This is a genomic window from Brachyspira sp., assembly GCF_029258575.1.
GTDB lineage: Bacteria > Spirochaetota > Brachyspiria > Brachyspirales > Brachyspiraceae > Brachyspira.
Window position 1 is genome coordinate 1 of the sequence record NZ_JARHYI010000015.1, and the last position, 17352, is coordinate 17352.

The following is a 17352-nucleotide window of genomic DNA, read 5'->3' on the forward strand; positions in this document are numbered from 1 at the left end:
TATTAAAAATGCCAATAGTCCCAAATATATTGCTGTAGAAACCTTTATTATGGTATTTCTAAATAATTGATTTTTATAAACACTTCTATGTTCCCAAACATTTATAATATTCAAATTATTAAATAATGAATATTTTATAAAGAATTTATCAGAATTATTTATATTACCAATCTTCACTTTAGTAATATTATTATTCGTATTGTTATTAGCAATATCTTTTATTTCTGCTCCAATAAGAGGATTATCCAAATCTTTTTGCATATTACCTATTGCTGATGGAATATTAGAGTCTTTTATAAGATAAAAATCATCAGCTATAAAAATATCCAAATTTTCTTTTAAAGTAGGATCCATTAAAATATCACGATAAATAGAACTTTTAACCTCTAAAGTAATAAAACCTACATTTACATTATTAAATGTAATTGGATTATAAATATAGAATACTTCTGAATTTTGCTCTATACCTATCAAAAAATTAGTGTCATTATAAAGTTTATATAAAATATTTTCGGAAACATTAGGTCTGAAATTTGTACTTACTGTATACATATTATCTACATCATATCGCCAGTTAATAAATATATTATTTACTTCAGCATTATTTATATCAACATTAATATTTTCAATATCATTAAAAAATATAGAGAAAGATGATATATTATAATCATTAGCATATCTTGCACTTAAAAAACCAGATAATACATTAATATAATTATCCAAAGTATAATTATTTTTGGATAAAACTTTCATATATGTTGATAAATTCTCAGATGTATTTATGTATTTTTTTAAAGCATCTGAAACACCATTAATAAAATCACTAGAATAGCCTTTTTTAAGCATTATATCATATTCTTTATCATAAATAACTTTGTCTCTATAATGAATACCGTTAATAAAAGTAACAATAAATATCACAGTAGCCATAGATACTGGTAAAAAATTGTATATCATAGGTAAATGATATTCTTTTTTCCCAGTTTTTTTATAAATAGGTTTAACCAATATATTAAAAGCTATAGAAGAAACCGACATAGCTATGGTAATCAAGAATATAACCATTATTAGTCGTATATTAAGCATTTCAAATAATGTAACACTACCATCTAATATATAAACTATATAAGAAACTATAGCCACTAAAACTACAGCAATACCAGATTTTAGTACATATATACTGCCTATTGGTATTGACTTTCCTTTTTCAAGTTTTCTACAGTCAAAAAATAAGCTAAAAGCTATGCCAAATGCAAGTATTGCTATAAATAAATATACATATCCTCTTAAAGCACTTGACTGCTGATAAATAGTTTTTAATAATATGGAATATGAACCAACTGAAATGGCAGCCATAATTAAAAAAGATATTGGTATATATATCTTCAATCTTTTTTTTAGTTTATCTTCATTAACTTGAAAAATCATATTATCAACCTATATAAAATTTTGGTTATTGGCTTAATTTTCGGTATAATAATATCAATATTTAGAAAAATACAATATCAATATAAAATATACCATTTTGTAATATAACTCCGTTTTAATATATACCTATTCGATTTCAACTCTGCCAATTCCAATAAAGACCATATTTATTTATAATATAATATGCTAAAAATAACAACCAAAATTATAAAAATTATCTTTTTTTATTGGATTCTTTCTTTAACTCTTTTAATGTTCTCTTTTCTTCTTTTAATCTCTCTTTCTCTGCCCTGCGTTCTAATTTTAATTTTTTCTTATATTCAGCAGTTAATTTACTATTTTCTTTATCAATATCATCATCAGTTTTTTCTGTCTTAAAGGAAATAACCAACTTATATAACTGTAAGAATATATATTGAAGTTCCTTAATACGCTTATCCATAGTTTCCATATTGCTGCTACTAGTATTAGAAAGATTAGAAACATTCTCTATAGAATTTACTAACTCTTTCATCTCAGTTTCTGTAGCATTAACTACATTAACTACATCTTCTGCCAACTTATCTACACTTGATATATTCTGACTAACTGCTGAACTCATCTGCATTTGCTTTAATGATAATTCCTGCACATCTTCTGTAATATTATTCAAGTTGCTAATATTCATTAAAATTTCTCTTCTTCCTACATCAAGCTCATCATTAGCACCTGAAATAGTAGATATTAAATCTGCAAGTGTATTAGATCCCTCTAAAATCTTCTCCATAGAATCAGAGCTCTTAAAAGCTAAAGATACTGTATGATCTATTGCCTGAGTAGTCTCTTCAATTATTTCATTAATTATTTTAGAATTCTCCCCTGTATCCTCTGCCAATTTTCTAATCTTATCTGCTACCACCGTAAATCCGCGTCCATGCTCTCCTGCATGTGCAGCTTCTATGGCAGCATTCATAGCTAAAAGGTTTGTTTGCTCCGCTATATTATGTATTACCTGAGTAATATTTGTTATCTGTTTAGAATAGTCTTTAATACTTTGAATGGAATCTACAACTGACTCTCCTATATTACTTCCTTCCTGTGCTTCAGTATAAAGAATTTTAGCATAATCATTAGCTTTAGTTGCTCCATTGCTCACTGTTACAATATTAGCCATCATCTGTTGTACCGAACTACTAGTCTTACTTACAGCTTCCGATTGTTCTTTCATTTTATTATTAATATCATTAATATTTTCTAATAATAACTGAACTGTTTCATTAACTGCTGTAAATCTAGTGCGCTGCATAAAACTTACTCTAGCAGCATTAGCTGAAGATTCTGCTATTTTTGTAGAATTTGATAATTCCATTTCAAATTCCTTATATATAGTATTAAAATCGCTTATACTTATACTAATAGAAGCTCTCATATTTTGAATATTTCCTGTTAAAGTATAAGCATTATTTTTTACACTAACTATAATATTCTTAACTTTTTCCAAAAATTTATTGAAAGAATGTACAAGCTCCCCAGACTCATTATTACTAATAACTGGAAGTCTTATAGTTAAATCTCCTTCTCCTTCACTCAAAGATTCGGATACATTTTTAGCAAATACCAAAGTTTTTCTAAGTGAAAGTATCAAAGTCAATATAACTATTAAAAATGCCAATAGTCCCAAATATATTGCTGTAGAAACCTTTATTATGGTATTTCTAAATAATTGATTTTTATAAGCACTTCTATGTTCCCAAACATTTATAATATTCAAATTATTAAATAATGAATATCTTATAGATAATTTATTGGAATTCTTTATATTGACAACTTTTACATTGCTGATATTATTAGTATAATAATTATTATTTAAAGTATCTTTTATCTCTCCTGAAATTATAGGGTTATCCAAATCTTTTTGCATATTAACTATTGCTGATGGAATATTAGAGTCTTTTATAGCATAAAAATCATCAGCTATAAAAATATCCAAATTTTCTTTTAAAGTAGGATCCATTAAAATATCACGATAAATAGAACTTTTAACCTCTAAAGTAATAAAACCTACATTTACATTATTAAATATAATTGGATTATAAATATAGAATACTTCTGAATTTTGCTCTATATTTATCAAAAAATTAGTGTCATTATAAAGTTTAGATAAAATATTTTCGGCAATATTAGGTCTGAAATTTGTACTTACTGTATACATATTATCTACATCATATCGCCAGTTAATAAATATATTATTTACTTCAGCATTATTTATATTAACATTAATATTTTCAATATCATTAAAAAATATAGAGAAAGATAATATATTATAATCATTAGCATATCTTGCACCTAAAAAACTAGATAATACATTAATATAATTATCCAAAGTATAATTATTTTTGGATAAAACTTTCATATATGTTGATAAATCTTCAGATATATTTATATAAACTTCAAAAACATCTGAAAGATTATTGACAAAATCGCTAGCATATCCTTTTTTATATATTATATCATATTCTTTATCATAAACAAGTTCAGATCTATAATGCATACCATTAACTAAAGCAACAATAAATATTACAGTAGCCATAGATACTGGTAAAAAATTGTATATCATAGGTAGATGATATTCTTTTTTTCCAGTTTTTTTATAAATAGGTTTAACCAATATATTAAAAAAAATAGAAGAAATAGACATAGCTATACTTATCACAAATATAACAATTATTAGTCGTATATTAAGCATTTCAAATAATGTAACACTACCATTTAATATATAAACTATATAAGAAACTATAGCCACTAAAACTACAGCAATACCAGATTTTAGTACATATATACTGCCTATTTGAATAGATTTTCCTTTTTCCAATTTAACACAATCAAAATAAATACTAACGCAAAAAACAGCAATCAATACAAAAATGAATATATATAAATATCCTACTAATGAACTTGATAATTGGTATACCGTTTTTAATAAAATAGAAAAGGTGACAACCGAAATTATTCCTGCCAAAAGAAAAAAAGCAGGCATATAAAATTTTAATCTTCTTTTTAGAACTTCCTCATCCACTTTAAAAATCATACTCTGCAACCTACAAATTTATATATTATTTTAATCGTCGGAAAATATCATTAATTATTTAGCAGTAATAAATTAACTTGCCATAGTTTTTGCTTTAGTAACTGCCTCTTCTATAGAACCAATAAATCTAAATGCCTGATCAGGTAAATCATCATAATCTCCATTACAAATACCCTTAAAGCTCCTTATAGTGTCCTCTAATTTTACATATCTTCCCTGAAGACCTGTAAATTGTTCTCCTACAAAGAAAGGCTGGCTTAAAAATTGTTCTATTTTTCTAGCTCTTGCTACTATTAATTTATCTTCTTCTGAAAGTTCATCGGCACCAAGTATAGCTATAATATCCTGTAAATCTTTATACCTTTGAAGTATATGCTGTACATTTCTTGCCACATCATAATGCTCCTGACCCAAAATATTAGGATCTAATATTCTACTTGTTGAAGCCAAAGGATCTACTGCAGGATAAATACCTTTTTCACTAACATCTCTCGATAATACAGTAGTAGCATCAAGATGTGTAAAAGCTGTAGCAGGTGCTGGGTCTGTAAGGTCATCAGCAGGTACATAAACAGCCTGTATAGAAGTAATAGAACCATTTTTAGTAGATGTTATTCTCTCCTGTAATGCTCCCATTTCACTAGCCAATGTAGGCTGATAACCTACTGCTGAAGGCATTCTTCCAAGCAATGCTGAAACTTCACTTCCAGCCTGAGTAAATCTAAATATATTATCTATAAATAAAAGTACATCTAAACCTGCAGAATCTCTGAAATATTCAGCCATAGTTAATGCAGATAAAGCAACTCTAAGTCTTGCTCCAGGAGGTTCATTCATCTGTCCATAAACAAGACAAGTTTTATTTATAACCCCTGACTCTTTCATCTCACTCCATAAGTCATTACCTTCTCTAGTTCTCTCTCCAACGCCAGCAAATACAGAGTATCCTCCATGTTCACTTGCTATATTATGTATAAGTTCCATTATAAGAACAGTTTTTCCCACTCCTGCACCACCAAATAATCCTGTTTTACCACCTTTAATATAAGGTGCCAATAAATCTATAACTTTGATTCCTGTTTCAAAAATTTCGAGTTTAGGCTCTAAATTTTCAAATTTCGGAGGAGAAGCATGTATAGATCTATATTCTTTAGCATTTATAGGCTCGCCATTATCTACAGTATGCCCCAATACATTAAATATTCTTCCTATAGTTTCATTTCCAACAGGAACCATTATATGATCTCCTGTATCAAATATATCATCGCCTCTTGATATACCGTCTGTAGATTCTAATGCTATAGCTCTTACTCTTCCGCCACCTAAATGCTGCTGTACTTCGCATATTATATGTCTTTGTACACCTTCTATCTCTTTATCTATATAAAGTGCATTTAATATTGCAGGAAAATGTCCTTCCTCAAATTCAGCATCTAAGGTAGAACCTACTACTTGCACTACTTTACCTCTTTTCCCTTCTACCATAAAACATTCCTTAATTTTTGTATTGCTTTTATTTTATTATCTATTAAAAACTTATTCAAGTACTTTAATCATCTCTTTGTGAATTTTTTTATTACTTGCTATATATTGTTTTTTTGAGAAAATATCATATTCTTTCATATTGATATCGCTTACAATACCGCCTGCCTGTTTAAGTATAACAGTACCAGCACATACATCCCAAGGAGAAAGACCATATTCAAAAAATCCGTCAGCTGCCCCTTCTGCCACCATACATATATCAAGTGCAGCAGATCCATCTCTTCTCAAAGCTAATGTAGATCTCACCATATTAGCAAAATCTACCATTCTGTCATGAAGAAAATCATCATCAACGCTAGCATTATAATAAAATCCTGTTATTATAAGAGATTCTATTAATTTATTGGAAGAACTTACCTTAATAACCTTATCATTCTTATACGCCTTTGATTTTATATGAGCCTTATAAACTGTATTAGTTAAAGGAGCATATATTACTCCCAATATAGGCACTCCTTTGTAAGCAAGACCTATTGATATACAATAGAAAGGATATCCATGTATAAAATTACTTGTACCGTCAATAGGATCAACTATCCAAGTAAATTTTTTATTACTATTAGTATTAGATTCTTCCCCAAAAAATCCAAATTTAGGATATCGTTTTAATAAATATTCTCTAATCATTTTTTCATTTTTTAAATCTATCTCAGTAAATAAATCCGTTTTACCCTTCTTAGAAATTTTTCTAGGGCAAGAAAAATATTTTAAAGAATATTTACCAGCTTTTATTGCTATACGCTCTGCATCTCTCAAACATCTATTTAATTTAGACTTTGGAAATTCTTTTATTTCTTTTAATATATCATTATGTTCTATTTCAGCATCTGACAATTTAGACTTTTTATTTTTATTAGAAAAACTTTTTGTAAATAGAGTTATAATATCATCTATCATACTTTACTCCATAAAATAAATCATTATTTCTTTTCTGCTTCTCTGAAAAGTAAAATTGAAGGATTATCTTTCAATTTTTGACTGAATATTTTTAGATTATCAACTATCTCATTGAAATTAGTATGAACTTGAGGATCCTTAATTATAGCACCTATTGTACCATTTCCTTTTTCAATATCTCCAATAACATATGATAAATCTCTGGCAATTTTATTAACATAAGCTAAAGTTTCACTTACATTAGAAATAGATGCTGTAATATTACCTTCATTAGTACCTATAATCTCAGTTATCATATTAATAGTTTGAGAAAGATTAGTTATAACTGTTGATATTTCTTGAAAACTAAAATCTTTACCTATATCGCCAATTGATCCTAAAGTAGTTTCTATACTAAAAGGTTCAACACCTTTCACAACCGTACCCGCTGGAATACTTGTCATACCCGTAGTTGTAGATGAAGGAGGAGATACCATTATATATTTTTCTCCAAGCCCTAAACCTACAGTCTGTATTGAAAATTTCGTTCCTTCTGGAATGATAACATTTCTATCAGTAATAAATAAGGTTACTCTTATAGTTCCATCTGGATTTATACTTATTTTTTCAATAAAACCTATTTGTATTCCGCCTCCTCTATATGAAACCTTACCATTTTCCTGCAAGTCCCCAATGAATACATAATCTACATATAGTCTATATCCATCACCTTTTAATTTTATTTTACCTAATAATATTATGGCACCTATAAATACTATAAAAGTAATAATAAAAAATATACCTAATTTAATCTTATTTTTCATAACTGTTTCCTTATTCTAAAATTATATATATTTAATCTTTTGGTCTAATAGTTTCTATATCTTCACCTTTCTTGGCTATACTGCTCATAAAGAAAAATTTCAAATGCGGATTATCAGTTTCATGTAAATGATCAGGATCGCCACCCTCTATGATTTGACCTTTATGCAGCATAACAACTCTATCAGACATTCTAAATACACTAGTCATATCATGTGTGATAACAATACTAGTAACATTAAGAATTTCCTGCATTTTCACTATCAAATCATCTATAACTCTTGACATAACAGGATCCAAACCTGTTGTAGGTTCATCATAAAGAAGTATTTCAGGATCCATAGCAATAGCTCTAGCCAAACCAACACGTTTCTTCATACCGCCAGAAAGTTCGGAAGGCATTTTATGTTCTATATTCGGCATACCTACCATCTCAAGAACTTCAGCTACCTTTACCTTTATTTTTTCTTCAGGTATATCTTTTTTAATTCTTCTAAGTCCAAAACTCACATTCTCATATACATTCAATGAGTCAAATAGAGCTGCTCCTTGAAACACCATAGCAAACTTTTTTCTCACCTCTGTAAGTTCATTATCAGAAATTTGATTAATATCTTGACCATCTATTACTATTGTACCGCTGTCAGGCTGAAGCAAACCTATCAAGTGTTTTATAAGTACACTCTTTCCGCAACCTGAATTCCCTATAACAGACAATGTTTCTCCTCTGTTAACTTTGAGATTAACACCATTAAGTACTTTCTGAGCACCAAAGCTTTTATATACATTTTTTAATTCTATGATATCACTCATATTATAAAGTTACCCTCAATAATTTAATTCCATTATCACAATCTATACTATAATTACCTAAATTAGCTGGTATTAAAACTGTTTTACCTATATTAAGATTGATACTATTATAGTCAGATTTGATAATACCTCTTCCTTCTAATACCATAATTATTTCAAAACTATCTCCGCTGGTATATGAAGAAAAATTATTATTTATAATATATTCTTCTGCGGTGAAATATTCATTACAAAATACAGTATTTATTTCTAATTTATCATTTTTTATTTTATTTTCTTTTTTAGACTTTAAATCATGAGCATTGATATTTTTTATAACATTAAATGAATCTTCTATATGAAGTTCTCTGCCTTTACCATTTTTATCAACTCTATTCCAATCATAAAGCCTATATGTAACATCGCTAGGAGTCTGTATTTCAGCTATAACAACATTTCCAAGTATAGCATGTATGCATCCGCTTGGTATATAAAAGGCATCTCCCTTTTTTATATCAAAATAATTAAACATATTTTCTATATTTTGATTATTGTTAATGGCTTTCTTTAAATCTTCAACTGAAACATTTTCTTTTAAACCAATTAAAAGTTTTGCTTCTCCATATGTTTCCATAACATACCACATTTCATTTTTACCATGTTTGTTATGTCTTTTATTTGCATATTCTTCATTTGGGTGAACTTGAATTGATAATTTATCATTAGCATCAATAAGCTTTATAAGCAATGGAAAATAATTCTCTTTGTATTTTTTACCTAAAAGTTCATTTCTATATTCCTTTACCAAATAAGATAAAGTTTTACCTTTTAACTCTCCATTAGAAACGATATTGTTATCATTAGGTAAATCACAAATTTCCCAACTTTCGCCTATAGTTTTATTTTTATCGAATGGCTTTGAATATACTGTGGATAAAAAATTTCCGCCCCAAATAACTTCTTTTACTATTTCATCAAATTCTAATAAATACATAACATAATTATATAAGATAAAATAAATAATTCAATATATTATATAGAAAATATCATTTTATTTTACTTAAAACAAAAGATTAACTTACATTATTATAAATATTCATTAAAAATATTATATTTAGTAAAATTAATATAAATTAAAATGTAAAATAATTAAAAAATAAAAATAAAACCAATAAAATAATATATAGTATAAAAAATAATTAACTTGACAATAGTAATATATTAAATTATAATTGAATGTAATAAAATATTTCTAAAGAGGTTTTATCTATGTCAAAGGAATCATATAAAGATAGAATGGAAAAAGCAATTTCAAGTTTACAAAATGATTTAAAAGGTATAAGAACAGGAAGAGCAAATGCTTCAATATTGGATGGGGTAAAAGTAGAGGCATATGGAAGCAATATGCCATTAAAACAGGTTGGTAATGTTTCAACTCCAGATTCTAGAACTATCATGATACAACCATTTGATAAAGGATTAGTAAGCGACATAGAAAAAGCTATATTAAAAGCCGATTTAGGTTTCAACCCCTTCAATGACGGAGGAAATATTAGAATAGTAGTTCCAGAACTTACAAAAGAAAGAAGGGAAGAATTAAAAAAAGGTGTAAGACATAGAGGTGAAGAGGCTAAAATAGCTATAAGAAATATAAGAAGAGATGAAAACGATAAAATAAAAAAAGAATTAAAAGATAAAACTATCACAGAAGATGAATCAAAATCGCAGGAAAAAAAAATACAAAATGATACCGATACATATATAAAGAAAATCGATGATTTAATTACTTCAAAAGAAAAAGAATTAGATACTATATGATTACTAATGAGTCTAAAATACTTTCACATGTAGCCATAATTATGGACGGTAATGGAAGATGGGCTAAGGCTCATAATAAAACCAGAAGTCTTGGGCATAGGGCTGGAAGTGAGAATGTAATTAACATAGTAGAAGCCTGTTGCGAAATTAATATAAAATATTTAACACTATATGCATTCTCTACAGAAAATTGGAAAAGACCAGAAGAAGAAAAAAAAGCGTTATTTAAATTATTAAAAGAATTTTATAAAAAAGAAATAAAAAGACTAATTTCAAATAATATTTTGGTAACTCATATAGGAGATATAAGTGCATTTCCAAAAGATACTATAGATACTATAGAAGAAACTGAAAAAGAAACTTTGGAAAAATGTAAGAATCCTATACTCACTATAATATTAGCTTTAAATTATGGGTTTAGAGATGAATTGAAAAATGCCATAAAAAATATTTGTTATGAAGTAAAAAATGATAAAATAAATATAGAAAATATTGATGAAAATTTTATAAAAAATTATTTATATACCAAAGATATACCAGATCCTGATTTAATAATAAGAACTTCTGGTGAATCGAGATTAAGTAATTTTTTAATGTATCAGGCATCATACAGTGAATTATATTTTACCGATGTATTATGGCCTGATTTTTCTAAAGATGATTTTAAAAAAGCTATAGAAGAATATTCAAATAGAAACAGAAGGTACGGAGGACTATAGCAATTATGAAAAAAAGATTAATATCTGTAGTATTTACCTTACCATTGTTCTGCATAATTTTGCTTTATGATAAAGTAATATATTTATTTCATTTACTTATATTATCAATTTCAATATTTAGTGCATCAGAAATATTCTATATGGCTAAAGTACATAGACAAAAAAATTTAAGAACTGTAATTACTACAATGATAGCTATGGTATTGGGATATGTAATTACTATGTGCGGAGTAAATATATTAAGAGGCGATTTTTCTAATTTATATAAAATAATAGAAACTAAAAATCCATCTATGGATTTATCATTGGTGATGGTTTTTGCATTAATAGCAACTTTATTTATTATAAATATGTTTAAAGTAAATATTTCGACTTTTGAAGAAAAAGGAAGAGCTATATTAACTGCTGTATTCTGTTTTATATATGTAGGTTTGGGAGTATGGCATATATCTCTCATGCGTTTTATGCCTAGCGGTAAATATTATATAGTATTCATTTTATTATGTTCTTGGCTTAGTGATACAGGAGGATACATAGTAGGAAGGAAATTAGGAAAACATAAGCTTTCAAATAGTGCATCTCCGAATAAAAGCTATGAGGGACTTGTCGGTATGTTTTTATTTACAATACCTATAGGAATTTTATACTATTTTCTATATTCTAAAGGTTATTTAGTTAATATATTGGGACATAATCCTCCTAACTTTTCTATTGAACAAATAATATTATTAACATCAATATTCACATTAACTGGATTTTTAGGTGATATGGGAGAGAGTTTAATAAAAAGAATGTATGATACTAAAGATTCAAGTAAATTATTTCCAGGTCATGGAGGAGTATTTGATATATTTGACAGTGTAATATTAACAGCCCCTATATCATATTACATATTCTTATTATTACAATAATATAAATAAAAAAGGATTCAGTAAGTAATTTACTAAATCCTTTTATAGTGATGATAATTAATTATAACTATAAACTACATCACCATCAATAATAGTTTTTAATACCTTAATATCTTTTATTTCACTAGTATCAACCTCGAATATATCTCTATCTAAAACTACAAAATCAGCTAATTTATCCTCTTCAATACTTCCTTTAATATTATCTTCAGATGACATATAAGCACTACCCATAGTATATAGATAAACCGCTTCTTTAACAGAAAGTTTCTCTTGAGGCATCCACCCTGATTCAGGCCAGCCATTCAAGTCTTCTCTATTAACAGCACAATGTATTCCTTCCATAACACTAATAGCATCAACAGGACCTGATGAACCAAATCCTATATTAACCCCCATATCTTTAGCAGTTTTATAAGCATAACTTGTAGAAGCTTTTTCTTCACCTACTCTATCTTCAACTATATGCATATCATAATGAAGGAATATAGGCTGATAATAAATACCTACATTAAGTTCTTTCATTTTTTCAAATAATTTTTTATCTGTTATCTGACAATGAACTAAACCATTTCTTCTATATTTGAAATCTTTAGTATCTTTTATTTTTTCTATAGCATTTAATGCCATATCTATAGCACCATCTCCTGTAGCCTGTATAGCTAAAGAATAATCTAAACTATTAGCATAAGCTACCAATTCATCAAGCTCTTTCTGTTTATATTGAGAAACACCTTTTGAACCTTTAGCGTCATTATAATCTTCTCTTAAAAGTGCTGTTCTTGATCCTATAGCACCGTCTATAATAAGTTTAATTCTAGCAACTTTAAATCTCTCATCATTAATATATTGATAATAATAATATTGTCTGAAATCATCTATATCTTTTTTATTGATAAATTGAGCCTGTTCGCATACTCTTATTTTTAATTTTTTTTCTCTATTCAATTTCTGATATGCATCTATAATTTTTCTATAATCAAAATCAGGAAGACTTCTTAAATCATCAGTTTGAACAGATGTAATACCCATTTTGAAAAACTCTTCCTGAGTATCTAATATTATAGATTTCAATGTATCTATTTCCAATGATTTTATTTTTGATAATATCAATATCATATCTTTAGAACTTATAAGTCCTTTCTCAAAATCTATACTATCAGATTTCATTTTTTCGTCTATACCGCATATTTCAAGTGCTTTACTATTAGCAACTATCATCTCTCCGCAGCATCTTCTAAATGCAACAGGATATTCATTAGATATAATATCCAAATCACTTTTAGTAAGCATTCTTTTCTCTTCAAAATAATCCTGATTCCAGCCCCAGCCTATAACCCAGCCATCATGTTTTTTAGCATCATTTGCTAAATCTATTACACTTTTTATAGATTTACATTTACTTAAATCAAGCATTGTATTAAAACGTGCATATTCAACCAAACGAACAGAGCTATCATTAAATCCAGGTAGAACAGTTTTTCCTTCCAAATCTATTATATCTTCAGAATCAGAATATTTATTTAATACTTCTTCATTGCTTCCAGCAAAAGCTATTCTGCCATTTTCAACTGCTAAAGCTTCATAAATACTATCTTCTTTATCCATAGAATAAATTTTAGCATTTTTAAAAATTCTCACTATTATCCTCCATTAAAATGGTATTTCTACTATAACATAGTTTTTATATTATCTATTTCTTCATTAACTAAAAGCCATTCATTTTCAGTATCTTCTATCAATTTTTTTACTTCCAATAAACGTTTACTTTTATCATCATCATAACTGGAAGAAGTTTCAAAAAACTCTAATATTTCAGCCTCTTCCTTTTTATAAGCCTCTATTTCTTTTTCATACTTTTTTATTAAAGATTCGCATTTAGAAAGCTTACTTCTAATTTTTTTTCTCTCTTCATAATTATTATTTTTACCTTCATTAACAGTTTCTTTAATATTTTTTTTACCCTGATACTCTAATTCTTTTTCTTCCTCTTCCAAAGCATCAAGCCTCACCCTATAAACATAAGCCTCATAATCTCCAGAATAAAGAGAAAGTTTTTTATCTTTTACTTCTATAATGGTATCAGCAAGCATACTTGCAAATGTTCTGTCATGCGAAGTAAAGAATATTGTTCCGCCATAATCTTTAAGCGAAGTAGCAAGAGCCTCAACTGTTTCAAAATCCAAATGGTTAGTAGGTTCGTCCAAAATAAGAACATCAGCACATTGGGTAATGGCAGCCAAAAGAGAAAGTCTAGCCATTTCACCTCCACTTAAAACTTTAACATCTTTATTAACATCATCACCTGAAAATAAAAAACTACCCAAAAGAGTTAAAAGTTCCTGAGTCAATAATCCCTGCTTGGCATTTTTTTTCAAATATGAAAGTACTGTATCATTATAAGTTACATTTTTATAAGTATCTTCTCCAAAATACGCTATCTTTATACCATAAGAATAATTATAACTTCCTGATATAGGATTAATCTTTCCTGCTATAGTTCTTAAAAAAGTTGTTTTACCTTCTCCATTTTGTCCAAGAACTGCTACTCTACTTCCTCTAGCAATTTCTATTCTTCCGCTTTTAGCAACTATTTTTTCCCCATATCCAACAGCCAAATCATCGGATATAATAGCAAATCCTTTTTTTTCTGGAACTTCTGGAAGTTTTATCCTTACATTTTTTGCAGGATGAGTAATTTCTATTGTTTTTAATTTCTCTATCTGTTTAATCCTAGACTGAACAGCTTTTGCCTTGCTAGCTTTATATCTAAATCTTTCAACAAATCTCTCTAAATGTACCTTTCTCTCCTCTACATTTTTATTATATTTCTTTATTGTATATTCTTTTTCTTCTTTATATTCAAAATAATCTTCTATATTTCCTGGAAAGTATGTTATTTTTCCATTTTCCATCTCTATAGTTTTTTCACATGTGGTTTTTAAGAATTCCCTATCATGCGAAACTATTAAAAAGCCTCCATTATAATCCATTAAAAAATTTTCTAAATCTATTAATGTATTCAAATCCAAAAAGTTTGAAGGTTCATCTAATATTAAAAAATTAGGTTCAAAAAGCATCATCTCGGCAAGTTTCACCCTCATTCTGTATCCACTGGATAAACTGCCTAAATTATAATTAACCTTTATATGATCTATTCCAAATTGACTTGCTATTTTAGAACATTTCCAAGATTCCTTATTTGTAACTCTACTAAGATAATCAATTACTTTTTCATTATCATCAAAATCTCCCTGCTGACGAAGATAACCTATTCTAACATCATCAGAAAATATTACCTCTCCGTCATCAGCTTCTTCAAGCCCCATAAGTATTTTTAATAATGTAGTTTTACCAGCACCGTTTCTTCCTATCATTCCTATTTTAGATTTCTCTTCTATTAGGAGATTGACATTATCAAGCAATACTTTATGAACAAATCTTTTTGATATATTAACTATATTTATAATACTTCTAGCCATTTTATTTTTACTTAATTTTTTATAATTATCAATCATTTATTTTATAATAATTTCAAAAAATATTCAAATATAAAAATAAAATAAATTATATTAATTGCTGATATTATTCTGAAGTTTATAAACCAAACTCTTGAAATATTTACCTCTTTCTTCATAACTTTTAAACATATCAAAACTAGTACATCCGGGAGATAATAAAACGGTATCCCCATCAATAGATATAGCAGAAGCATAATTAAAAGCATCTGTGAAATCTTTTATAATAATTTTATTTTCACAATGTATCATTTCATCAAGTGCCTCAGCAGCCTCTCCAATAAGTATTAGTTTTTTTACTCTAACTTCTATGATATTATTCAAAGATGTAAAATCGATATTCTTATTTCTGCCACCCATTATTAATATTATATTTTTATCAAAAGATTTTAAAGCACTCAAAACAGCATTCATAGAAGTTGCCTTTGAATCATTAATATATTTGACTCCATTTATCTCAGAAACAAATTCTACCCTATGCTCTATACCCTTAAAATTATTTACTATATTTTCTATATGCTCAGCAGGTATTTCATTTTTCAAACATATTAAAACAGCTGCTAATATATTTGAAATATTATGTTTACCTAATACTTTTCTATCCTTTATAGAAAATAATTTTTTATTCTCATAATATATGTAATCATCTTCTTCGTTATAATAAATATCAGCAAATTTACTTTTTAAAGAAAATGTAAGAAGTTTCATCTTGCAATTATTATTAAGTTCATTATACCAAAGATTTGTATATATATTATCATAATTGAGTATTAAAAAATCATTTTTATTTTGATTTATACTTATATTCTTTTTAGTATTAAAATAATCATCTATATCCTTGTATCTGTCAAGATGATCCTGAGCTATATTCAATATTGCAGCTATATGAGAATGAAATTTTTCAAGAGTCTCTAATTGAAAACTAGAAAGCTCTAATACTATATCCTCATCTGCTTCTATAGTTTCAACCTCTTTAGAAAAAGTATTTCCTACATTACCTACAAGTCTAGCTTTTTTATATGAACTTATTATTTCATGAATAAGTGTTATCGTTGTAGTTTTTCCATCCGTACCAGTAACAGCAATATAATTTCTATTAGGTATAAGATTATATGCAAATTCTATTTCACCTATTATCTTTATTTTTCTTCTTTTAGCCTCTTCAACTATAGGTATGGTATGTGGTATACCAGGAGATATAATTATAAGAGTAATATTATCCAAAATAGATATATCCTGATTACCAAAAAATAGTTTAGCATCTTTATCCTTCAAAGCTTCTATACTATCTTTTAATTGCTCTTCTGTTTTACTGTCGCTCAAAGCATATTTAATATTAGATTTAAAATTTTGATTTATATCATATAATAGATTAGCTATACTTACACCACTTCTTACGGTTGCTCCTAATATTAATATGTTTTGTTTTTTTAAAACTTTTATATATGTTTTATTCAAATCAAAAATCATTTTCAACACCAAATTAAAAAATTATACTGTTTATATAACTTATTATAACAGAAGAATGATAAATTTAAATGATTTATTTAAAAAATGCTTATTTATAAATAGCTCTATATCATAAAATTTGTATTATCGCATGCAAGAAAAAATCTTTTACTATATATATTTGAATTTATATTTTCTATTTTTATTAATTATTTATATGAATTACTTTTTTATTGTATATTATTAATTTAGAATCATCAGAGATAAAAAAATTCGTCCGAATTACTACCATTCAAAATAACTGTTTCTATTATAACATAAAACCTTATATATATTTTTAGTCTTATTAAAATAAAAGCTAAAATATTAAATGAAATTTTTATCTGCCCACCCACCCACCCAAAATT

13 protein-coding genes are annotated in these 17352 nt (G+C 27.0%); 3 read left to right on the forward strand and 10 right to left on the reverse strand.

Annotated elements, in window-relative coordinates:
• The 7 genes from Q1J76_RS01035 to Q1J76_RS01065 all read right to left on the reverse strand — a co-directional run.
• A partial coding sequence (locus Q1J76_RS01035; RefSeq protein ID WP_498034117.1) for a DMT family transporter occupies positions 1-1428 on the reverse strand: 1428 nt, incomplete at its 3' end.
• A 214-nt stretch (positions 1429-1642) separates the two neighbouring features.
• Positions 1643-4495 carry a methyl-accepting chemotaxis protein gene (locus Q1J76_RS01040; RefSeq protein WP_300365471.1) on the reverse strand — a complete coding sequence of 951 codons (2853 nt, stop codon included), beginning with the start codon at positions 4493-4495 and terminating at the stop codon, positions 1643-1645.
• A 72-nt stretch (positions 4496-4567) separates the two neighbouring features.
• Positions 4568-5980, reverse strand: coding sequence for a F0F1 ATP synthase subunit beta (gene atpD, locus Q1J76_RS01045; protein WP_300365474.1), 1413 nt, complete (start codon positions 5978-5980; stop codon positions 4568-4570).
• 51 nt (positions 5981-6031) lie between these two features.
• Positions 6032-6937 (reverse strand): inositol monophosphatase family protein, encoded by a 906-nt coding sequence (locus tag Q1J76_RS01050; RefSeq protein WP_300365477.1) that lies wholly within the window; start codon positions 6935-6937, stop codon positions 6032-6034.
• 23 nt (positions 6938-6960) lie between these two features.
• Positions 6961-7740: an MlaD family protein gene (locus Q1J76_RS01055; RefSeq protein WP_300365480.1), complete on the reverse strand. Its 780-nt coding sequence runs from the start codon at positions 7738-7740 to the stop codon at positions 6961-6963.
• A gap of 31 nt (positions 7741-7771) precedes the next feature.
• The gene (locus Q1J76_RS01060) at positions 7772-8551 is read right to left on the reverse strand and encodes an ABC transporter ATP-binding protein (RefSeq protein WP_300365483.1); all 780 of its coding nucleotides are present in this window, start codon (positions 8549-8551) and stop codon (positions 7772-7774) included.
• A 1-nt stretch (position 8552) separates the two neighbouring features.
• Positions 8553-9524: a type I phosphomannose isomerase catalytic subunit gene (locus Q1J76_RS01065; protein WP_300365485.1), complete on the reverse strand. Its 972-nt coding sequence runs from the start codon at positions 9522-9524 to the stop codon at positions 8553-8555.
• Positions 9525-9799: 275 nt separating this feature from the next.
• Between Q1J76_RS01065 and frr the strand changes: the two genes are divergently transcribed.
• From frr to Q1J76_RS01080, 3 genes are read left to right on the forward strand one after another with little or no spacing between them, the layout of a single operon-like run.
• Positions 9800-10348: a ribosome recycling factor gene (frr, locus tag Q1J76_RS01070; RefSeq protein WP_300365488.1), complete on the forward strand. Its 549-nt coding sequence runs from the start codon at positions 9800-9802 to the stop codon at positions 10346-10348.
• Positions 10345-11067, forward strand: a complete 723-nt coding sequence (gene uppS / locus Q1J76_RS01075; RefSeq protein WP_300365491.1) for an undecaprenyl pyrophosphate synthase — start codon at positions 10345-10347, stop codon at positions 11065-11067. Before frr ends, uppS begins: the two co-directional genes overlap by 4 nt.
• A 5-nt stretch (positions 11068-11072) precedes the next feature.
• Positions 11073-11978 (forward strand): phosphatidate cytidylyltransferase, encoded by a 906-nt coding sequence (locus Q1J76_RS01080; protein WP_300365494.1) that lies wholly within the window; start codon positions 11073-11075, stop codon positions 11976-11978.
• 57 nt (positions 11979-12035) lie between these two features.
• Here the strand turns inward: Q1J76_RS01080 and Q1J76_RS01085 are convergent, their stop codons facing one another.
• From Q1J76_RS01085 to murD, 3 genes are all read right to left on the reverse strand, one after another.
• Positions 12036-13619 carry an amidohydrolase gene (locus Q1J76_RS01085; RefSeq protein ID WP_300365498.1) on the reverse strand — a complete coding sequence of 528 codons (1584 nt, stop codon included), beginning with the start codon at positions 13617-13619 and terminating at the stop codon, positions 12036-12038.
• 29 nt (positions 13620-13648) lie between these two features.
• Positions 13649-15460, reverse strand: a complete 1812-nt coding sequence (locus tag Q1J76_RS01090) for an ABC-F family ATP-binding cassette domain-containing protein (protein WP_300365501.1) — start codon at positions 15458-15460, stop codon at positions 13649-13651.
• 90 nt (positions 15461-15550) lie between these two features.
• Positions 15551-16966: a UDP-N-acetylmuramoyl-L-alanine--D-glutamate ligase gene (murD, locus tag Q1J76_RS01095; RefSeq protein ID WP_300365504.1), complete on the reverse strand. Its 1416-nt coding sequence runs from the start codon at positions 16964-16966 to the stop codon at positions 15551-15553.
• Positions 16967-17352 lie beyond the last annotated feature (386 nt).